Origin of the sequence: Klebsiella sp. FDAARGOS_511, from assembly GCF_003812845.1 — a bacterium.
In the GTDB taxonomy this organism is placed as follows: Bacteria; Pseudomonadota; Gammaproteobacteria; order Enterobacterales; family Enterobacteriaceae; genus Klebsiella; species Klebsiella grimontii.
On sequence record NZ_CP033824.1, the window covers coordinates 2,949,873 to 2,969,306 of the forward strand.

General features: G+C 55.1%; 17 protein-coding genes, 1 pseudogene and 1 other annotated feature. Of the genes and pseudogenes, 12 read left to right on the plus strand and 6 right to left on the minus strand.

Translation table 11 applies throughout. The features are described 5' to 3' along the window. Position 1 precedes the first annotated feature (1 nt). Positions 2-334: a YceK/YidQ family lipoprotein gene (locus EGY08_RS15160; RefSeq protein ID WP_032742222.1), complete on the minus strand. Its 333-nt coding sequence runs from the start codon at positions 332-334 to the stop codon at positions 2-4. A gap of 298 nt (positions 335-632) precedes the next feature. Continuing rightward, positions 633-708: a sequence feature (ROSE (Repression Of Heat Shock gene Expression) occurs in the 5'-region of heat shock genes and acts as an RNA thermometer to modulate expression.), on the plus strand. On the opposite strand from EGY08_RS15160, the gene ibpA reads away from it, so the two are divergent. The 4 genes and pseudogenes from ibpA (at position 702) to EGY08_RS15180 (ending at position 4,389) form a co-directional block, all read left to right on the plus strand. Beyond that, positions 702-1,115: a small heat shock chaperone IbpA gene (ibpA, locus tag EGY08_RS15165; protein ID WP_004126917.1), complete on the plus strand. Its 414-nt coding sequence runs from the start codon at positions 702-704 to the stop codon at positions 1,113-1,115. It overlaps the preceding feature by 7 nt. Before the next feature lie 118 nt (positions 1,116-1,233). Further along, on the plus strand, positions 1,234-1,662 hold the full coding sequence (ibpB, locus tag EGY08_RS15170) for a small heat shock chaperone IbpB (RefSeq protein ID WP_004126915.1): 429 nt from the start codon (positions 1,234-1,236) through the stop codon (positions 1,660-1,662). Between the two features lie 165 nt (positions 1,663-1,827). Further along, a pseudogene (dinD, locus tag EGY08_RS15175) lies at positions 1,828-2,629 on the plus strand (DNA damage-inducible protein D). 98 nt (positions 2,630-2,727) lie between these two features. After that, on the plus strand, positions 2,728-4,389 hold the full coding sequence (locus tag EGY08_RS15180; RefSeq protein WP_004126911.1) for a putative transporter: 1,662 nt from the start codon (positions 2,728-2,730) through the stop codon (positions 4,387-4,389). Here EGY08_RS15180 and EGY08_RS15185 read toward each other — a convergent pair. Then, complete coding sequence (locus tag EGY08_RS15185; RefSeq protein WP_004126909.1) at positions 4,357-5,103, minus strand: GntR family transcriptional regulator; 747 nt, start codon at positions 5,101-5,103, stop codon at positions 4,357-4,359. The two genes, EGY08_RS15180 and EGY08_RS15185, sit on opposite strands and share 33 nt — an antisense overlap. A 341-nt stretch (positions 5,104-5,444) precedes the next feature. On the opposite strand from EGY08_RS15185, the gene EGY08_RS15190 reads away from it, so the two are divergent. Beyond that, the gene (locus EGY08_RS15190; protein ID WP_123828628.1) at positions 5,445-7,067 is read left to right on the plus strand and encodes an alpha-glucoside-specific PTS transporter subunit IIBC; all 1,623 of its coding nucleotides are present in this window, start codon (positions 5,445-5,447) and stop codon (positions 7,065-7,067) included. Beyond that, positions 7,064-8,386, plus strand: coding sequence for a 6-phospho-alpha-glucosidase (locus tag EGY08_RS15195; RefSeq protein ID WP_004126903.1), 1,323 nt, complete (start codon positions 7,064-7,066; stop codon positions 8,384-8,386). The genes EGY08_RS15190 and EGY08_RS15195 overlap by 4 nt, the downstream gene beginning before the upstream one ends. Here EGY08_RS15195 and EGY08_RS15200 read toward each other — a convergent pair. Beyond that, the gene (locus EGY08_RS15200; RefSeq protein ID WP_004126900.1) at positions 8,383-9,276 is read right to left on the minus strand and encodes a helix-turn-helix transcriptional regulator; all 894 of its coding nucleotides are present in this window, start codon (positions 9,274-9,276) and stop codon (positions 8,383-8,385) included. The genes EGY08_RS15195 and EGY08_RS15200 overlap by 4 nt on opposite strands. Positions 9,277-9,451: 175 nt before the next feature. Here EGY08_RS15200 and EGY08_RS15205 point away from each other — a divergent pair, with 175 nt between their 5' ends. From EGY08_RS15205 to EGY08_RS15225, 5 genes are all read left to right on the plus strand, one after another. Further along, a complete protein-coding gene (locus EGY08_RS15205) occupies positions 9,452-11,167 on the plus strand; it encodes a solute:sodium symporter family transporter (protein WP_004126885.1) in 1,716 nt (571 codons plus the stop codon). Further along, the gene (locus EGY08_RS15210) at positions 11,164-12,657 is read left to right on the plus strand and encodes a sulfatase-like hydrolase/transferase (protein WP_049115573.1); all 1,494 of its coding nucleotides are present in this window, start codon (positions 11,164-11,166) and stop codon (positions 12,655-12,657) included. The genes EGY08_RS15205 and EGY08_RS15210 overlap by 4 nt, the downstream gene beginning before the upstream one ends. 236 nt (positions 12,658-12,893) lie before the next feature. Beyond that, positions 12,894-13,241 carry a YidH family protein gene (locus EGY08_RS15215; RefSeq protein WP_004126880.1) on the plus strand — a complete coding sequence of 116 codons (348 nt, stop codon included), beginning with the start codon at positions 12,894-12,896 and terminating at the stop codon, positions 13,239-13,241. Next, a complete protein-coding gene (locus EGY08_RS15220) occupies positions 13,231-13,593 on the plus strand; it encodes a DUF202 domain-containing protein (RefSeq protein ID WP_004126877.1) in 363 nt (120 codons plus the stop codon). Before EGY08_RS15215 ends, EGY08_RS15220 begins: the two co-directional genes overlap by 11 nt. Then, the gene (locus EGY08_RS15225; protein ID WP_004126874.1) at positions 13,590-14,120 is read left to right on the plus strand and encodes a radical SAM protein; all 531 of its coding nucleotides are present in this window, start codon (positions 13,590-13,592) and stop codon (positions 14,118-14,120) included. Before EGY08_RS15220 ends, EGY08_RS15225 begins: the two co-directional genes overlap by 4 nt. Before the next feature lie 53 nt (positions 14,121-14,173). Here the strand turns inward: EGY08_RS15225 and dsdA are convergent, their stop codons facing one another. Together dsdA and dsdX are read right to left on the minus strand one after the other, a co-directional pair. Continuing rightward, positions 14,174-15,502, minus strand: coding sequence for a D-serine ammonia-lyase (gene dsdA, locus EGY08_RS15230; RefSeq protein ID WP_123828629.1), 1,329 nt, complete (start codon positions 15,500-15,502; stop codon positions 14,174-14,176). Positions 15,503-15,519: 17 nt separating this feature from the next. After that, the gene (gene dsdX / locus EGY08_RS15235; RefSeq protein WP_004126868.1) at positions 15,520-16,857 is read right to left on the minus strand and encodes a D-serine transporter DsdX; all 1,338 of its coding nucleotides are present in this window, start codon (positions 16,855-16,857) and stop codon (positions 15,520-15,522) included. A gap of 223 nt (positions 16,858-17,080) precedes the next feature. Between dsdX and dsdC the strand changes: the two genes are divergently transcribed. Further along, positions 17,081-18,010, plus strand: coding sequence for a DNA-binding transcriptional regulator DsdC (dsdC, locus tag EGY08_RS15240; protein WP_049115580.1), 930 nt, complete (start codon positions 17,081-17,083; stop codon positions 18,008-18,010). A gap of 125 nt (positions 18,011-18,135) precedes the next feature. Here the strand turns inward: dsdC and emrD are convergent, their stop codons facing one another. After that, positions 18,136-19,320 carry a multidrug efflux MFS transporter EmrD gene (emrD, locus tag EGY08_RS15245; RefSeq protein ID WP_112167112.1) on the minus strand — a complete coding sequence of 395 codons (1,185 nt, stop codon included), beginning with the start codon at positions 19,318-19,320 and terminating at the stop codon, positions 18,136-18,138. Positions 19,321-19,434 lie beyond the last annotated feature (114 nt).

The following is a 19,434-nucleotide window of genomic DNA, read 5'->3' on the forward strand; positions in this document are numbered from 1 at the left end:
ATTACTGATTAGTCATCCGCGCTGGCGGGATCACGGAGTTGGTCGCCAGCGTCTCTTTCTCACTCTTTTCGACGCGCGATTTGACCGAGCTGTCGGTGCGGAACATATCCCACGGCAGCAGCAGCGTGTCCATTACCGCCGTAAGGGGCATATCCAGCGCCACAAGGGATTTCGTTCCCCAGTTGGCATCGCTATCTCCCAGCATTTGCGCGCTGGCGCGCGTTCCCGGATAGGTTCCTTCCTTACCGCCGGTATGTGACATCACGCTGGAGCAACCGCCTACACTTATCATCCCGCTAAACAGGACCAGCTTTAACAGACCGTTTTTCATCATTTTTCCGTCATCGTTACGGGCGTTGATAGAACCTTCAATGTACAAAAAATTCAGAGCGCCGCCGGTAATGGCGCGGTCTGAAGAATGGCGTACATATCGGTTATATCGGGCCATTCCATGGATGCATAGTGCGATTGCGCCGCACTGTGGCAGGCGTCGCACTTTGCCTTTTGTGCTGTCACTCCAGTCTAAGCAATAGACCGCAAACTGCAAAAAAAATTGCCCTCTTCACCTTGAAAAGGGCATGGATATACCCATTTTAGGAATGTGTCACTCAGAGAATACGCCGAATGGGTATTCCGCTTAATAACGACCTGTCCATGATGGAAGGTCAGATAATTCTCGCTGATTTCAGGAGCTATGTATTATGCGTAATTTCGATCTCTCCCCGCTGTATCGTTCTGCTATTGGTTTCGACCGCCTTTTCAATCTGTTAGAAAATAATCAAAGCCAGAGTAATGGCGGCTACCCTCCGTACAACGTTGAGTTAGTAGACGAGAACAACTACCGCATCGCGATTGCCGTGGCCGGTTTTGCCGAGAGCGAACTGGAAATTACCGCTCAGGATAATCTGCTTATCGTGAAAGGCGCCCATGCCGCCGAACAGAAAGAGCGTACTTATCTTTATCAGGGCATCGCTGAACGCAATTTTGAGCGTAAATTCCAGCTGGCGGAAAATATCCATATTCGCGGCGCCAACCTGGTAAACGGCCTGCTGTATATCGACCTCGAGCGAGTGATTCCCGAAGCGAATAAACCGCGCCGTATCGAGATCAACTAATTTCCTCGGGCCGCCAACGCGGCCCGGTATTAATGTAAAAATCTGCCTGCCGTCAGGGGGCAAATGCGAATCCGCAGGATTTGCAGCTATCCACTCGCTTCTTAGAAGGAGAAACACAATGCGTAACTACGATTTATCCCCGCTGCTGCGTCAATGGATCGGTTTTGACAAACTGGCCAACGCGCTGCAAACCGCCGGTGAAAGCCAGACCTTCCCGCCTTATAACATCGAAAAAAGCGACGACAACCACTATCGCATTACCCTTGCGCTGGCCGGTTTCCGTCAGGAAGATTTGGATATCCAGCTTGAAGGCACGCGCCTGACGGTAAAAGGCGCGCCGCAGCAGCCGGAAAAAGAGACCAAATGGCTGCATCAGGGGCTGGTTAACCAGGCCTTTAGCCTGAGCTTTACGCTTGCCGAAAATATGGAAGTCTCCGGGGCTACCTTTACCAACGGCCTGCTGCATATCGATCTGACCCGTAACGAGCCGGAACAGATCGCACCGCAGCGCATCGCCATCAGCGAGCGCCCCGCGTTAGATAGCTAATTAAGCTAACCACCCATAAAGCCCCGATTTTCGGGGCTTTTTTGTGCGCGAGAGCGCATTAAATCCCCTTGCTGCAATAGATGTTTCAGTTTAAAAAATAATCAGGTTTTATAGGCTCACTGAAACAAAGGATATGTAATGAACGAACAGTAGCCGTTTGAAGCGATTAAAAATAGGGATGAGGCGGGAAGAGAGTACTGGTCTGCCCGGGCGTTAGCAAAACTGCTTGAATACTCGGAATATCGACACTTTAATCCCGTGATAATTAAGGCAACTGAAGCCTGTGCGAATAGTGGTCATGCTATTAGCGACCATTTCGAAGAGATCCTCGCTATGGTCAAGACAGGTTCGGGAGCGCAAAGAGAACTTAAGGATATTAAGCTCTCCCGCTATGCCTGCTATCTGGTTGTGCAAAATGGCGATCCATCGAAACCGGTGATTGCCGCAGGGCAAACCTACTTTGCTTTGCAAACTCGTCGCCAGGAGCTGGAAGACGATCAAACGTTTAAATCACTACGAGAGGATGAAAAGCGACTGTTTCTGCGCAATGAGCTTACTGAACATAATAAACATCTGGTTGAAACGGCCCAACAGGCAGGCGTGGAGACAACGCTGGATTTTGCCATCTTCCAGAACCATGGCTATAAAGGCCTCTATGGCGGACTGGATCAAAAAGCGATTCACGAGCGTAAGAAGCTGAAGAAAAGCCAAAAAATTCTCGACCATATGGAGTCTACTGAACTTGCAGACAACCTGTTTCGCGCTACTCAAACGGAAGAAAAACTACGCCGGGATGAGGTTGATACGAAGCAGTTGGCCAATCAAACCCATTATGAAGTAGGTACAAAAAGTACGCCAGACTATCAAAGAACTTGGCGGCACGATGCCGGAAGCGCTTCCTTCCCCGGAGAAAAGTATTCAGCAGCTAAAAATCGCCGCGAAAAAGAAATGTTCCCCTGAGTCATAAACCTGATCCCGTGATTATTGTGCGCCAGGCGGCATACAGCCTGGTGAGTACCGGTCATAATCCTCATTGTGAGTAATGTTATACACAGGGAAGAGACGATGAGTGATATAGCATTGACCGTTAGCGTATTGGCGCTGGTGGCGGTCGTCGGATTGTGGATCGGCAATGTAAAAGTGCGCGGTGTCGGCTTCGGTATCGGAGGCGTGCTGTTTGGCGGCATCATCGTCGGCCACTTTGTGGACCAGGCGGGCATTACGCTCAGTAGCCCAATGCTGCACTTTATTCAGGAATTCGGCCTGATTCTCTTTGTGTATACCATCGGTATCCAGGTTGGGCCGGGCTTCTTCGCCTCGCTGCGCGTCTCCGGCCTGCGGCTGAACCTCTTCGCCATTCTGATCGTCATTCTCGGCGGCCTGGTCACCGCGGTCCTGCATAAACTGTTCGATATCCCTCTTCCCGTGGTGCTCGGTATCTTCTCCGGCGCGGTAACCAACACGCCTGCGCTGGGCGCCGGGCAGCAGATCCTGCGCGACCTTGGCGTACCGCTTGATACCGTCGATCAGATGGGGATGAGCTACGCCATGGCCTATCCGTTTGGCATCTGCGGCATTTTGCTGACCATGTGGCTGGTGCGACTGTTTTTCCGCATCAACGTCGAGAAAGAAGCCCAGCAGTTTGACGAGATCAGCGGCAACGGCCATGCGCATCTCCAGACCATCAACGTGCGGGTCGAAAACCCGAACCTGAACAATATGGCGATTCAGGATGTGCCGATGCTTAACAGCGACAAGCTGATCTGCTCGCGCCTCAAGCGTGAGGAGATGCTAATGGTGCCCGCGCCGAATACCCTGATTCAGCTTGGGGACCTGCTGCACTTGGTCGGGCGACCGGAGGATTTACACAATGCCCAGCTGGTGATTGGCAAGGAGGTTTCCACTTCGCTCTCCACGCGCGGCACCGATCTGAAAGTCGAGCGCGTGGTGGTCACTAACGAAAAAGTGTTAGGTAAAAGAATTCGCGATCTGCACTTTAAACAGCGCTACGACGTGGTGATTTCGCGCCTCAATCGCGCCGGGGTTGAACTGGTGGCCAGCAGCCATGCTAGCCTGCAGTTCGGTGATATTCTCAACCTGGTCGGCCGTCCGGAGGCGATTGACGCGGTGGCCGCTGAGCTTGGCAACGCCCAGCAAAAACTGCAGCAGGTGCAGATGTTGCCGGTATTCATCGGCATTGGCTTAGGCGTGCTGCTGGGCTCTATTCCGCTGTTTATTCCGGGGTTCCCGGCGGCGTTGAAGCTGGGTCTGGCCGGAGGGCCGCTGATAATGGCGCTGATCCTCGGGCGTATCGGCAGCATCGGTAAGCTGTACTGGTTTATGCCGCCCAGCGCCAACCTCGCGCTGCGCGAGCTGGGTATTGTGCTGTTCCTGGCGGTGGTTGGGCTGAAATCCGGCGGCGACTTTGTGGCGACGCTGATTGAAGGTGACGGCATGAGCTGGATTGTCTACGGCATCTTTATCACCGCTATCCCACTGCTGGCTGTCGGTATTCTGGCGCGGATGCTGGCGAAGATGAACTACCTGACCCTATGCGGCATGCTGGCCGGTTCAATGACCGATCCGCCCGCGCTGGCCTTTGCCAACAACCTGCATGCCACCAGCGGCGCGGCGGCGCTCTCTTACGCGACCGTTTATCCGCTGGTCATGTTCTTACGTATTATTACGCCGCAGCTACTGGCGGTGCTGTTCTGGGGGATAGGTTAACGGATTCTCCGCCTGGACACGCCGCAGGTGGTAGTCCACCTGATACTCGCTGGCGTTACGGAACATCACCGAGTAGTTAAGAAACTCGCCGCTGTCGCTGTAGGAAAGAGAGGTTATACGCAGCAGCGGCGTCTGTTCCGGCACGTTCATCGACTGCGCCAGCTGCCTGTCCGCCAGCACCGGCGACAGCGTTTCATAGTTACCGCTAATGGTTATTCCACACTCCTTCTCGATGTAATCGAACTTCGACCCTTCCAGATGCACCAGCGATAGATTGCGAAACAGCTTCACCGGCATATAGCTGTCTTCCAGCATTAGCGGCTTGCCATCGACATAGCGCACCCGGCGCGAGAAGTAGATCCGTTCATCAATTTGTATCCGCAGCAGGCTGGCGATAGCCGGGGGGGCGGGCATCACCTCAAAAACCAATACCCGGCTGACCACCTCTTTACCCTGCTTGCGCAGCACCTCGGCCAGACCGGTCAGATTGCTGGTTTCATGATGCAGGTCTTTACGGGCGACGTAGGTGCCGGAGCCGTGTCGACGCACCACCAGCCCCCAGGCGACCAGCAGATCTATCGCCTTGCGGATGGTCATGCGCGCGACGCCAAACTCTTCCGCCAGCTTTTTTTCGCCGGGAAGCGGGCTGCCGACCTCGAAATCGGAGGAGTTCAGCCGCAGACGTAGTCTGTCAGCGATAGATTTGTAGATCACCAGTAGACCTCTATTCATTCAGTTGAAAACGATAGTGCATGAATTATTCACTATAAAAATGCATTTAATACATGGGGATAAAGAGTATTCGTTATAGCGACTTAAACAGCGCAATTCATCATGTCTAATTTTTACTTAAAAAGTAGACAACATTGACGCAATTAAAACCATGAAAGCGATCACGAATCGCAACGGCGCCGCATGTTGTTGGAGGGGCAAATTTCTATTCTCATCTCAGGCCAGTACAAATAGTTACCCTGAATAATTCACCGCGGCAGGTGAAGCATGGCGGGTATGAATAAGGCCACTCACCCTATGAGTTGTTACATGAGGATTTTCAAATGCTCAGTCAAATACAACGCTTTGGCGGCGCCATGTTTACCCCGGTTTTACTCTTTCCTTTCGCCGGGATCGTGGTGGGTATCGCCATTATGTTGCGCAACCCGATGTTCGTCGGCGAAGCGCTCACAGCACCCGACAGTTTATTTGCTCAGATCGTTCACATTATTGAAGAGGGCGGCTGGACCGTCTTTCGTAATATGCCGCTGATTTTCGCCGTCGGTCTACCGATCGGCCTGGCGAAACAGGCCCAGGGCCGGGCCTGCCTGGCGGTGCTGGTTAGCTTCCTTACCTGGAACTACTTTATCAACGCCATGGGGATGACCTGGGGCCACTTCTTCGGCGTCGACTTTTCCGTTGAGCCAACGGCAGGCAGCGGCCTGACGATGATGGCCGGGATTAAAACGCTTGATACCAGCATTATCGGCGCGATCGTCATTTCCGGGCTGGTGACCGCCCTGCATAACCGCTATTTCGATAAACCGCTGCCGGTGTTTCTGGGGATCTTCCAGGGCTCCTCGTTTGTGGTCATTGTTGCCTTCCTGGCAATGATCCCCTGCGCCTGGCTGACCCTGCTTGGCTGGCCAAAGGTGCAGATGGGCATTGAATCGCTGCAGGCCTTTTTACGCTCCGCCGGAGCACTGGGCGTCTGGGTCTATATCTTCCTTGAACGTATCCTGATCCCGACCGGTTTACATCACTTCGTCTACGGACCGTTTATTTTCGGCCCGGCGGTAGTGGAAAGCGGTATTCAGGTTTACTGGGCGCAGCATTTACATGAGTTCAGCCAGAGTACCGAGGCGCTGAAAACCCTGTTCCCGGAAGGCGGATTCGCGCTGCACGGTAACTCGAAGGTCTTTGGTTCCGTGGGTATCGCGCTGGCGCTCTACTACACCGCAGCACCGGAAAACCGCGTGAAAGTCGCCGGTCTGCTGATTCCTGCCACCTTAACCGCCGTACTGGTGGGAATAACCGAGCCGTTAGAGTTCACCTTCCTGTTTATCTCGCCGCTGCTGTTTGCCGTCCATGCGGTGCTGGCAGCCACTATGGCGACGGTGATGTATATCTGCGGCGTGGTAGGCAACTTTGGCGGCGGCCTGCTCGACCAGTTCCTGCCGCAAAACTGGATCCCGATGTTCCACAACCACGCGTCGATGATGTTTATCCAGATTGGCGTTGGCGTGTGCTTCACCGCACTCTACTTCGTCATTTTCCGCACGTTGATTCTGCGCCTGAACCTCAAAACGCCGGGCCGTGAAGAGAGTGAAATTAAGCTCTACAGCAAAGCGGATTACCAGGCCGCACGCGGTAAAACCAGCGCCGCCGGAGCAGCGGACACCAAACTGGGCCAGGCCGCCGGCTTCCTGCAGGCGCTGGGCGGAGCGGGCAATATCGAAAGCATCAATAACTGCGCCACCCGGCTGCGCATTGCGCTGGTCGATATGGCGAAGACCCAAAGCGACGACGTCTTTAAAGCGCTGGGCGCCCACGGCGTAGTCCGCCGCGGCAACGCAATTCAGGTCATCGTCGGCCTGCACGTTCCTCAGGTCCGCGACCAGCTGGAAACCCTGATAAAAGATTCTCTACAGACCGAACAAACCACCATGACGGAGGCAGTATCATGAAAAAATTCTCAGTTGTTATCGCAGGCGGCGGTAGTACCTTCACCCCGGGCATCGTGCTGATGCTGTTAGCGAACCAGGATCGCTTCCCGCTGCGGTCGCTGAAATTTTACGACAACGACGGCGCGCGTCAGGAGACCATCGCCGAGGCGTGCAAAGTCATTCTCAAAGAGCAGGCCCCGGAGATCGAGTTCAGCTACACCACCGACCCGCAGGCGGCGTTTACCGACGTCGATTTCGTGATGGCGCATATCCGCGTGGGCAAATACCCGATGCGTGAAAAAGATGAAAAAATTCCGCTGCGCCACGGCGTTCTGGGCCAGGAAACCTGCGGCCCAGGCGGGATCGCCTACGGTATGCGCTCCATCGGCGGCGTCCTGGAACTGGTGGACTATATGGAAAAATATTCACCAAACGCCTGGATGCTGAACTACTCCAACCCGGCGGCCATTGTGGCGGAAGCGACCCGCCGCCTGCGTCCGAACGCTAAAATTCTCAACATCTGTGATATGCCGATCGGTATTGAAGGTCGGATGGCGCAAATCGTCGGCCTTAAGGACCGTAAACAGATGCGCGTGCGCTACTACGGGCTGAACCACTTCGGCTGGTGGACCTCGATTGAAGATTTGCAGGGCAACGATCTGATGCCGAAACTGCGCGAACATGTCGCGAAATTCGGCTATGTGCCGCCATCAAACGATCCGCATACCGAAGCCAGCTGGAACGACACTTTCGCCAAGGCGAAAGACGTGCAGGCGTTGGATCCGGATACGATGCCGAATACCTATCTCAAGTATTATCTGTTCCCGGACTATGTGGTGGCGCACTCCAACCCGGAACGCACCCGCGCCAATGAGGTGATGGATCATCGTGAGAAAAACGTCTTTAGCGCCTGTCGGGCAATTATTGAGGCGGGTAAATCCTCCGCCGGCGATCTGGAAATTGACGAACACGCTTCCTACATCGTCGATCTGGCGGCGGCGATTGCCTTTAATACCCAGGAACGGATGCTGCTGATTGTGCCGAACAACGGCGCGATTCATAACTTTGACGCCGATGCGATGGTGGAAATTCCGTGCCTGGTGGGCCACAACGGACCGGAGCCGCTGACGGTTGGCGATATTCCGCACTTCCAGAAAGGGATGATGAGCCAGCAGGTCGCGGTGGAAAAACTGGTGGTGGATGCCTGGGAACAGCGCTCGTACCATAAGCTGTGGCAGGCCATCGCACTGTCGAAAACCGTACCGAGCGCATCGGTCGCCAAAGCGATTCTTGATGACCTGATCGCGGCCAACAAAGAGTACTGGCCGGAACTGCATTAATCCTGCTGACCGGCATCCATGGGGTGCCGGTCATTCATTTTTAACACCGCTGAGGGCGCGTAGCCGAACCGGCGTTTAAACGCCTTGCTAAAATGAAAGGAGTCAAAGAAGTTCAGCATTTCCGCCACCTTACCCACCGTATTCCCCTCCTGCTTTAATAGCGACTGCGCCAGCTCAAGCTGGGCGTTAAGGTAATACTCCTTTGGCGTTTTGCCGGTATAACGCAAAAAGAGGCGCCGCAGCCACGGTTCGCTGCACTGCATAGCATCAGCCATATCGGCTACGCTCCAGCGTTTTTGCGGATTAGCGTGTAGAGCGGCAATAAGATTCTCCAGCTTTTGCAGTTGACGATCTTTGTTGCCATTTTCGGCAATCAGGCAAATCCATTGATAAATGATTTTCGTGAGGTAGGCGACGGCCAGGTTATTCTTTAGCGGATCGCGGTCAGCAATCAGTAAGGCCACTTCATTGAGTTCCTTATTAAAAATATCGGCGTGATAAATAGTGCCGATTTGTAATACCGGAATAGGCATCAGCGTAGTAGGAATAAATTCCATCCAGTATTGTTCCCAGACCAATCCGGCGCAGTGATAGGATTTGATCTCTATGGGTTTTAGAAATATGACGCAGTTACCGTTTAACGTTATTTCAGTATGGTCTTTAAGATATATTTTCCCGCACCCCTGGAGTGTATATATCGCCACCCACGAGTTGGCGATAAGCGGTTTCTTTTTATCGCGCGGCCAGCTAACCCGGTAGCTTTCATCGGCCAGGGTATGCCACAGCGAGAGCAGGGAAATCCCGCTTGAGATCACATTTTCTTCCAGAACTAACGGAATGTTATACGTAGTTTCGTTTTTTACATGCGAAATTTGTATTTTTCCATTCATTTTAATTTCCCATCGGCCAATGATGCCTGCAACCTGATGAGGTGAATTTAGCAAGAAATAGCCTTGCAGGGATACATTACATCTCGTTTTATATAAATCATCGCCTTACCTGGATAAAACGCTATACCTTTGTACCTAATAGCGCCGGGATATAATGACAAATAAGGGCTTAAAGATGAATACTATACAAATTTTGAGCTTTGTCGGTTTTACATTGCTGGTGGCTATCATTACCTGGTTCAAGGTAAGAAAAGCGGATACCGGTTCGCAGCAGGGCTATTTTCTTGCAGGCCGTTCGCTGAAAGCGCCAGTCATCGCCGCCTCGCTGATGTTAACCAACTTATCGACCGAACAGCTGGTAGGATTATCGGGCCAGGCTTACAAAAGCGGCATGTCGGTCATGGGCTGGGAAGTGACATCGGCGGTGACGCTAATCTTCCTGGCGCTGATCTTTCTTCCCCGTTATTTGCAGCGCGGTATCGCCACCATCCCGGACTTTCTGGAAGAGCGGTACGATAAAACGACCCGCATTATTATCGACTTCTGCTTTCTTATCGCCACCGGTATCTGCTTTTTACCCATCGTGCTTTACTCCGGCGCGCTGGCGCTAAATAGCCTGTTTCATATCGGTGAGTCGCTGGGGCTGACCCAGGGCGCCGCCATCTGGTTACTGGTCATTTTGCTCGGTCTGGCCGGGATTTTATACGCGGTGATCGGCGGTATGCGCGCAATGGCAATCGCTGATTCCATTAACGGAATTGGCCTGGTGATTGGCGGTCTGATGGTACCGATTTTTGGCCTGATGGCGATGGGGAAGGGGAGCTTTTTACAGGGCATAGAGCAGCTGACGACGGTACATGCGGAGAAGCTGAACTCCATTGGCGGCAGCACTGACCCCTTACCGATTGGCGCGGCGTTTACCGGCCTGATTCTGGTGAACACCTTCTACTGGTGTACTAATCAGGGGATAGTTCAGCGAACCCTGGCGTCAAAAAGCCTGGCGGAGGGGCAGAAAGGGGCGCTGCTGACGGCGGTTCTCAAGATGCTCGATCCGTTGATTCTGGTTCTTCCCGGTTTAATTGCCTTTCACCTCTACCAGGATCTGCCGAGCGCGGATATGGCCTATCCGACGCTGGTCAATAAGGTGATGCCGCTCCCGTTAGTTGGGTTCTTCGGCGCGGTACTGTTTGGCGCGGTTATTAGCACCTTTAACGGTTTTTTAAACAGCGCCAGTACCCTGTTCAGCATGGGGATTTACCGGCGCATCATTAATCAAAACGCACAGCCGGAACAGCTGGTGCGCATTGGGCGGAAATTTGGCCTTTTTATTGCGGTGATATCGGTGATTGTCGCGCCGTGGATCGCCAATGCGCCGCAGGGACTGTATAGCTGGATGAAGCAGCTCAACGGTATTTATAACGTGCCGCTGGTAACCATCATCATTATGGGCTTCTTCTTTCCGCGTATCCCGGCGATCGCCGCCAAAGTGGCGATGGGGCTGGGGATTGTTAGCTACATCACGATTAACTACCTGGTGAAGTTCGATTTCCATTTCCTCTACGTGCTTGCCTGCACGTTCTGCATCAACGTGGTAGTCATGCTGGTTATCGGCGTCATTAAGCCGCGGGCGACGCCGTTTAAATTCCATGATGCGTTTGCCGTTGATATGCAGCCGTACCGGCACGTGAAAATTGCTTCGGTGGGGATCTTGTTCGCGATGATCGGCGTTTACGCGGGCCTCGCCGAATTTGGCGGCTACGGCACTCGCTGGCTGGCGGCGGTGAGCTACGCCATTACCGCAGCGGTCGTTATCTATCTGATTTACAGCAGCTGGCGGGAACGCCGCTCCGCTCCAGCTTCCTATGCTATCGACGTTAAGGAAAAATCATGAGTCGTCCCAATTTCCTGTTTATTATGACCGATACCCAGGCGACCAATATGGTGGGCTGCTACAGCGGTAAACCGCTGAATACCCATAATATTGATCGTCTGGCCGCCGAAGGTATCCGCTTTAATTCCGCCTATACCTGCTCGCCGGTATGCACTCCGGCGCGTGCCGGACTGTTTACCGGAATCTACGCCAACCAGTCCGGCCCGTGGACCAATAACATCGCGCCGGGAAAAAACATCTCTACCATGGGGCGCTACTTTAAGGATGCAGGTTACCGCACCTGCTATATCGGCAAGTGGCATCTGGATGGTCACGACTACTTTGGTACCGGCGAGTGCCCGCCGGAGTGGGACGCTGACTACTGGTTCGACGGCGCAAATTACCTCGCGGAACTGACCAAGGAGGAGATCAGCCTGTGGCGCAATGGCCTGAACTCGGTTGAAGATTTACAGCGACACGGTATCGACGAAACCTTTACCTGGGCGCACCGCATCAGCAATCGGGCGGTAGACTTCCTGCATCAACCCGCGCGCGCCGACGAGCCGTTCCTGATGGTGGTGTCCTATGACGAGCCGCACCATCCGTTTACCTGCCCGGTGGAGTATCTGGAGAAGTATCAGGACTTTTATTACGACCTCGGGCCGAAGGCTCATGATTCGTTGAGCAATAAACCGGAACACCATCGGCTATGGTCGCAGGCGATGCCCTCACCGGTAGGCGAGGATGGGCGCTATCATCATCCGCTCTACTTTGCCTGCAACGACTTTGTTGATGACCAGATTGGTCGGGTGATCGATGCCTTAACCCCGGAACAGCGGGATAATACCTGGGTGATATACACCTCCGATCACGGTGAGATGATGGGCGCGCATAAGCTCATCAGCAAAGGCGCGGCGATGTATGACGACATTACCCGTATCCCGTTGATTATGCGCCCGCCGCAGGGCAAACCCGCGCAGGTCGACACACCGGTCAGCCATATCGACCTGCTGCCGACGATGATGGCGCTGGCGGGCATCGATAAGCCGGATATCCTGCCGGGAGAAAATATTCTCGATGCTGAAACGCCGCGTGGCGTGATGGTCGAGTTCAATCGCTATGAAATCGAACACGACAGCTTTGGCGGTTTTATTCCGGTGCGATGCTGGGTGACGGATGAGTACAAACTGGTACTCAATCTGTTTACCAGTGATGAACTGTATGATCGGAAAAATGACCAGGATGAGCTACATAATCTGATCGATGTCCATGAATTCGCCGACGTTCGCTACCGGATGCACGATGCGCTGCTGGACTATATGGATAAAATCCGCGACCCGTTCCGCACCTATCAATGGAGCCTGCGTCCGTGGCGGCCGGATGCCCAGCCGCGCTGGATGGGCGCTTTCCGCCCGCGTCCGCAGGATGGCTACTCGCCGGTCGTGCGCGACTATGACACCGGTCTGCCGACGCGGGGCGTGAAGGTAGAGGAGAAAAAACAGAAATTTTGACGAGTTCACAGCGTTGGCAAAGGGCGCTCGGCAGGCATTGCCCGGTAGAAAGGCGGACGCACTGGGCCATCACTCTGAACGATATAGCCGCCAATCATCAGCCTGATAACCTGACGTTAAATGGTTATCAGGCCTGAACTTTTTCTGCAACGGGGCGATTATTGATGCCTTCCGCATTGGCTCTCAGGTAGAATCGCCGGTATTTTACGCAATCGGCAACCCATCAAGGAGTTATGATGAAAATATCCCGCCTTGGCGAAGCGCCGGATTACCGCTTCTCGCTGGCGAATGAACGTACCTTTCTGGCGTGGATCCGCACTTCGCTTGGCTTTTTAGCTGGCGGCGTCGGCCTGGACCAGCTGGCGCCGGATTTCGCGACGCCGCTGATCCGCGAAATTCTTGCTCTGCTGCTGTGCCTGTTTGCCGGCGGCCTGGCGATTTACGGTTATATACGCTGGCTGAGCAACGAAAAGGCGATGCGGCTTAAACAGGATCTTCCCTATACCCGCACCCTGCTGCTGATCAGTATTCTGCTGACTATCGTTATCGTGGTGGTCATGGCGCTGGTGCTCTATGCCGGATAATCGCCGGGCGCGCCGCGAGAACGACCCGGGCCTGCAACCGGAGCGCACGTCGCTGGCCTGGTTTCGCACTCTTTTAGGCTATGGCGCGCTGCTGGCGCTGGCGATTAAGCACCACTGGCATCAGGCAGGGCTTCCGTTCTGGATTTCGCTGTGCATATTGCCGTTTGTCGCCGTCATCCTCTGGCGCTATACCCGCAGCCGCAATGTGATGGATGTTGAGCACAGTGATTTTGTCCAGCGGCAGGCGGTTCGTGACAAATTTTTGATCGCATTCGCAGTACTTTCCCTGTCATTGTTGTTTGCTGTAACCCATATACGACAGGTGATTTTGTTTATTAAGGATCTGATATGACAGGATGTCAGGCCGATTACAGTGACGATCGGCACTGCGGTAACTGCCAGTCTCTGGCGAGCGATATCCCGGTATGGGAAGTGATTATCCATCGTCAGGAGTGTGAACGCCCCGAGCATGTCTATCATCAACTGAGCGCTCAGGGGGCAGTGGCTATCAAGTTCATTCCCCATTTGCAACCTTCCGACGCCCGCCTGTGGGGGGATTTTCTCTGCGCGGTGTTCGCTATTTGGATCAAAGAAGACGCTAATCGCATCGTCGTGCCGCTGTTTGAGGCAACGCTGCGCGCCTGGCGCGGTGAGGCAGTATGTTATGAGAATAATCCGCCTGGGCCGGCCTGCGCCGGCTGCGCCTGGCTAAGATTATGCGGTGGCGGCTGCCCGCAGCTGCGACTGGAGGATGGCTCCAATGCGCTATGCGAGGGATACCGGCAGTTTTATAGCTGGAGCGCCCCCTATATGCGCGTCCTGCGCGATTTACTCAACCAGCACCGCTCGCCAGTTGAGCTCATGCATCTGCTGCGCTAAAAAAATGGCGACAAGAGGATCTTCGTCGCCATTGCGTTTACCTGTCTTAAAGTTTACCGCCCTTTTGCCAGATACTGCGCCATCTCCTCTTCCGGCACCATGCCGCCGCCGGTCGCCCACACCAGATGGGTCGCATTCTGCATCTGCTCCGCGGTGAAGCCGTGCATCAGCTGATATGCCTCGCTGGCGCAGACCCGCTGCGGCCCGGCCATACCGGCCAGGGCGGATGGCTCGAGGCGAATACCTTCTTCTTCGGCTAACCAACCCAGCATATCGTACATAGTCTGGTCATCGAGAGAGTAGAACCCATCCAGCAGGCGCTCCATTGCCCGACCCACGAAACCGGAAGCGCGGCCTACCGCCAGACCGTCGGCGGCGGTCAGATTATCGATCCCCAGATCCTGAACTGAAATCTGGTCATGCAGGCCGGTATAGACCCCCAGCAGCATGCAAGGGGAGTGGGTCGGCTCGGCGAAGAGGCAGTGGACGTGGTCGCCAAACGCCAGCTTCAGGCCAAACGCCACCCCGCCGGGGCCGCCGCCCACGCCGCACGGCAGATAAACAAACAGCGGATGAGCGGCGTCTACCACGCGCCCTTCCCGGGCAAACTGCGCCTTTAGCCGCTCGCCGGCCACGGAATAACCGAGGAACAGGGTGCGCGAGTTCTCATCATCGATAAAGAAGCAGTTTGGGTCAGATTCGGCGGCTTTGCGCCCCTGCTCAACCGCCACGCCGTAATCCTCTTCGTACTCCACCACCGTTACGCCATGGCTGCGCAGTTTGGCTTTTTTCCACGCCCGGGCGTCGGCGGACATATGGACCGTTACTTTGAAGCCGATGCGCGCGCTCATTATGCCAATCGACATCCCCAGATTGCCGGTGGAGCCGACGGCGATGCTGTACTGGCTAAAGAACCCCCTGAACTCGGGCGTCAGCAGCTTACGGTAGTCGTCGGCAGTGTTTAACAATCCCGCGCCTATCGCCAGTTTCTCCGCGTGGGTAAGCACCTCATAAATGCCGCCGCGAGCTTTTATCGAACCCGAAATCGGCAGATGGCTGTCTTTTTTCAGCAGCAGATCGCCGCTAATTGGCTGGCTAAAAGTTTTTTCCAACCGGGCCTTCATTGCCGGAATAACCACCAGCTCAGACTCGATGATGCCGCCGGTGGCGGCGGTTTCCGGAAAGGCCTCCGCCAGATAAGGCGCAAAGCGATCGAGCCGGGCATGGGCGTCCTGAACGTCTTCTGTCGTCAGGCCAACATAGGGTAACCCTTCCGCCAGCGACGTCGTTGACGGGTTAAACCAGGTGGTTTCTTTCAGGGCTATCAGCTCCTCCAGGAGAGGAAACTGCGCGAGTAAAGTGGTCATGTCAGCGTTTTTCATATTACGTCTCTTTGCGCTCAGATGATGAAAGAAAGCAGGAATGTACCGGCCAGTGCAAGCAGCGAAGCGATAAAGGTCGCGGTGGTATAGTATTTGAACGTCTCGTTGAGGCTTGCGCCGCAGTACTGTTTAACCAGCCAGAACAGGGAATCCGTTACGATAGTGCAGCCAATCGCGCCGGAGCCGATGGCGATAGCGATGATTTCCGGGCTCACGCCGGGATAGAGCGGCAGCATCGGCGCGACGATGGCGGTTGCGCCCATCATGGCGACGGTGGCGGAACCGACCGCGGCGTGCAGAATCAGCGCCACCAGCCAGGCCAGCAGAATCGGGTGCATATCGAGGTTCGACAGAATCACCGCCAGCGTATCGGCCAGGCCGCTGGTTTTCAGGATGGCGTTGAAGGCCCCGCCAGCGCCGATAATCAGCAGAATGTTGGCAATTGAACCGAAGCAGTTTTCCGTATGCGTCAGCAGGGTACTCATCCCCATATCCTGGCGGATACCCAGCACGTAGTAGGCCACGAAAACGGCGATAAACATGGCGGTGATCGGGTTGCCGATAAACTCCAGCAGCATATACAGCGTGCCGCCTTTGGTCATATTCAGTTCGGCGATGGTTTTGACCAGCATCAGGCCGATCGGCAGCAGCACCGTAAACAGGGTTGCGCCAAGCGACGGCAGGGTCTCTTCTTTGCGCACTTCGAGATTGGCAAATTCAGCCGGAACCGCTTTAAACGGCAGGCGGTTGCCGAGCAGCCGTAGGAACAGCGGGCCGCCGACCAGCGAAGCCAGCAGGCCCACCAGCAGACCGTATACGATCACCGTCCCGATATCCGCGCCCAGCTTGTTCGCGACAAACAGCGCCGCCGGATGCGGCGGCACCACGCAGTGCACCGCCATCAGCGCCGTACACAGCGGAATGGCCAGCTTGAGCAGCGACGTGTTGGTCTTCTTGGCAATGGAAAACGCCAGCGGGATCAGCAGCACCACGCCCACTTCAACGAATAGGGTGATCCCGCAAATCAGGCCCACCAGCACCATAATAACGTCGGCGGACAGCCAGCGGCAGCGCTGGAGCGTCAGGCCAATACGTTCCGCTGCGCCGGAAACCTCCATCATTTTGCCGAGAATCGTCCCCAGCCCAATCACCGCCGCCAGGAAGCCCAGCGTACCGCCAATCCCGCTCTCTATGGCGTTAACCATATCCAGCGGGCTCATTCCCATCATGGCGCCGACGAAAAAGCTGGCCAGCAGTAGCGCCAGAAACGGGTGAAACTTTAGTTTGACGATAGTTAACACAATCAACACGATGCTAATCAGCAGCGTGCTCACAACCCAGATCTGAGATTCCATACCCCACCTCGCCTGTGAATAATCTATGGGTATTGAACAGAAAAACGGCACGCGCTGACAAACGATATAAACGGCTCTTCAGGTGAATCAGATTGAATCAAAAAGGTGATTTCGCTCTAATATTGCCTGTTTATTGTGCTATGAATCACTTTTTTTCATCTTTAAGCGGTTAGCAGGGCGATAATTTTCTTACACTCGGCGGGGAAAATTAAAGGAGTAGGTGATGGAGACGCTAAAAGATCTGGGTAACAGGCTACTCAACGGCTGGCAGCTTTCGAAGCTGTATACTTTTGAAGTCGCCGCCCGCCATGAGTCGTTCGCCCTGGCGGCGGAGGAACTATCGCTGACGCCTAGCGCGGTGAGCCACCGTATCAATCAGCTTGAAGAAGAGCTGGGGATCCAGCTGTTTGTGCGCTCGCACCGCAAGGTGGAGCTGACGCATGAGGGCAAACGGGTGTTCTGGGCGCTGAAGTCCTCGCTGGACAGCCTGAACCAGGAGATTCTGGATATTAAAAACCAGGAGCTGTCGGGAACGTTAACGGTCTATTCGCGCCCGTCCATCGCCCAGTGCTGGCTGGTGCCCGCGCTCGGCGATTTTACCCGCCGCTATCCGTCGATCTCGCTTACCGTGCTGACCGGCAACGATAACGTCAACATGCAGCGTGCGGGCATCGACCTGGCGATCTACTTTGATGACGCGCCTTCCTCACAGCTTAGCCATCATTTTTTGATGGATGAGGCTATCGTGCCGGTTTGCACGGCGGAATACGCGCGCCAGCATCATCTGCGGCAGAATCCCGGCAACCTTCGTCACTGCACGCTGCTGCACGATCGTCAGGCCTGGAGCAACGATTCCGGTACCGACGAGTGGTTCAGTTGGGCGCAAAAATTTAGCATCAATTTGCCGCAATCGTCAGGAATTGGCTTCGATCGTTCGGATTTGGCGGTCATTGCGGCGATGAACCACGTCGGCGTGGCGATGGGGCGTAAGCGGCTGGTGCAAAAGCGCCTGGAGAGCGGCGAGCTGATCGCGCCGTTCGGCGAGATGACCCTGAAGTGCCATCAGCACTATTACGTAACGACCCTGCCGGGTCGTCAATGGCCGAAAATCGATGCCTTTATCAACTGGCTGCAGAGTCAGGCACAATTATGATGACCGGCTTAGTTTCATCCCGGCTTGCGCTGCGCTTAGCCGGGCTACGGGTTCATCGGCGTCCGTCATTTTGTAGCCCGGGTAAGACGCGCCGCGTCGCGACCCGGGGAACCCGCAATGAAGCCTTAAACCGGCTGCTGGTGTTGATGAAAGCGCGACGCCAGCGGCAGCCAGCACAGCAGAATCAGTAACCCCATCAGCATCATCAGCAGGCCAAGACTACCCTGGCCTGTTTGCGGCATCATCGCCGACAGCCACGCCAGCACGCCGGAACCGATATTCTGCAGCCCACCCACCAGTGCCCCGGCGGTGCCGGCGAGGAACGGGAAGGGCTCCATCGCGCCGCTGGTCGCCAGCGGGAACAGCATCCCGGCGCCAAAAAAGAACAGCGCGGCAGGAGCCAGTAGGGTCCAGACGGTCATCACGCCCAGCAGGCCAGGGATCCACATCAGCACGCCCGCCAGCAGGCAGCAAATCACCGATTGCCACATCAGCGTCGGAAAGCGTTTGTCCGGCCGTCCGGCAAACCAGGCGCCGAAGAACGCCGCCGGGATCGGCAGAATAAACAGAATGCTGACCGACATGCTGCTCAAACCCAGCACCGCGCCCATCAGCACGCCGGAACAGGCTTCGAATACGGCAATGCCCGCCAGGCCGCCGATCAGCATCAACAGATAGCAGTTGAACGCGCCGGTACTGAACAGCGTTTTATAGTTGGTAATGAGCCGGGTACGCGGCGCGCCGGTGGGCCGGGTTTCCGGCATCCAGCGCGCCATGCTGAAGGTGACGCCGGCGCAAAGCACCAGCAGGAACACGAAGCAGGCCCGCCAGTTCCATAGAGTATCGAGAATACCGCCAATCAGCGGAGCTAGCAGCGGGCTGACCAGAATCCCCATATTCAGCAGACTATTGGCATGCCTGAGTTGCGCGCCTTCATACAAATCGCGCGGCAGGGTGCGCGCCATGACGCCGCCGACGCCGGTGCCCATTCCCTGCATCGCACTGGCGGCAATCAGCACCGGCAGGCTATGGGTGGTGATGGCAACCAGCGTCGCCAGCATAAAAATAGACATCCCAACGAGGATCACCGGGCGGCGGCCAACGCGATCGGAGAGCGGGCCGTAGAAAAGCTGTGAGACGCCGTAGGTCAGTAGATAAGCGGCCATCACGCTCTGCACCGCGCCTTCGCGAACGTTTAGCGATACCGCCATATCGGCAATCGCCGGAATATAAATGGTCTGCGCCATCTGGCCTACGGCCACCAGCAGTACCAGCATCAACAACAAATTGAAGTTCTTATGGCGTTTCATGTCGATGAATAATTTGTATAAAGTTGAGTATAGAGAATATGTGACTGGCACATCCGCAAAACTATGGAGGAATCTACCACATAATAATGACAGGACAACCACGTGACGGTGATT

Bases quoted from the DNA above. Each gene is read 5' to 3' on its own strand.
- EGY08_RS15190 (WP_123828628.1), top strand. From the start codon at position 5,445: ATGCTCAGTCAAATACAACGCTTTGGCGGCGCCATGTTTACCCCGGTT.
- dsdC (WP_049115580.1), top strand. From the start codon at position 17,081: ATGGAGACGCTAAAAGATCTGGGTAACAGGCTACTCAACGGCTGGCAG.
- EGY08_RS15200 (WP_004126900.1), bottom strand. From the start codon at position 9,276: ATGAATGGAAAAATACAAATTTCGCATGTAAAAAACGAAACTACGTAT.
- EGY08_RS15205 (WP_004126885.1), top strand. From the start codon at position 9,452: ATGAATACTATACAAATTTTGAGCTTTGTCGGTTTTACATTGCTGGTG.
- EGY08_RS15215 (WP_004126880.1), top strand. From the start codon at position 12,894: ATGAAAATATCCCGCCTTGGCGAAGCGCCGGATTACCGCTTCTCGCTG.
- EGY08_RS15225 (WP_004126874.1), top strand. From the start codon at position 13,590: ATGACAGGATGTCAGGCCGATTACAGTGACGATCGGCACTGCGGTAAC.
- EGY08_RS15220 (WP_004126877.1), top strand. From the start codon at position 13,231: ATGCCGGATAATCGCCGGGCGCGCCGCGAGAACGACCCGGGCCTGCAA.
- EGY08_RS15160 (WP_032742222.1), bottom strand. From the start codon at position 334: ATGATGAAAAACGGTCTGTTAAAGCTGGTCCTGTTTAGCGGGATGATA.
- EGY08_RS15210 (WP_049115573.1), top strand. From the start codon at position 11,164: ATGAGTCGTCCCAATTTCCTGTTTATTATGACCGATACCCAGGCGACC.
- EGY08_RS15180 (WP_004126911.1), top strand. From the start codon at position 2,728: ATGAGTGATATAGCATTGACCGTTAGCGTATTGGCGCTGGTGGCGGTC.
- dsdA (WP_123828629.1), bottom strand. From the start codon at position 15,502: ATGAAAAACGCTGACATGACCACTTTACTCGCGCAGTTTCCTCTCCTG.
- emrD (WP_112167112.1), bottom strand. From the start codon at position 19,320: ATGAAACGCCATAAGAACTTCAATTTGTTGTTGATGCTGGTACTGCTG.
- dsdX (WP_004126868.1), bottom strand. From the start codon at position 16,857: ATGGAATCTCAGATCTGGGTTGTGAGCACGCTGCTGATTAGCATCGTG.
- EGY08_RS15195 (WP_004126903.1), top strand. From the start codon at position 7,064: ATGAAAAAATTCTCAGTTGTTATCGCAGGCGGCGGTAGTACCTTCACC.
- ibpB (WP_004126915.1), top strand. From the start codon at position 1,234: ATGCGTAACTACGATTTATCCCCGCTGCTGCGTCAATGGATCGGTTTT.
- ibpA (WP_004126917.1), top strand. From the start codon at position 702: ATGCGTAATTTCGATCTCTCCCCGCTGTATCGTTCTGCTATTGGTTTC.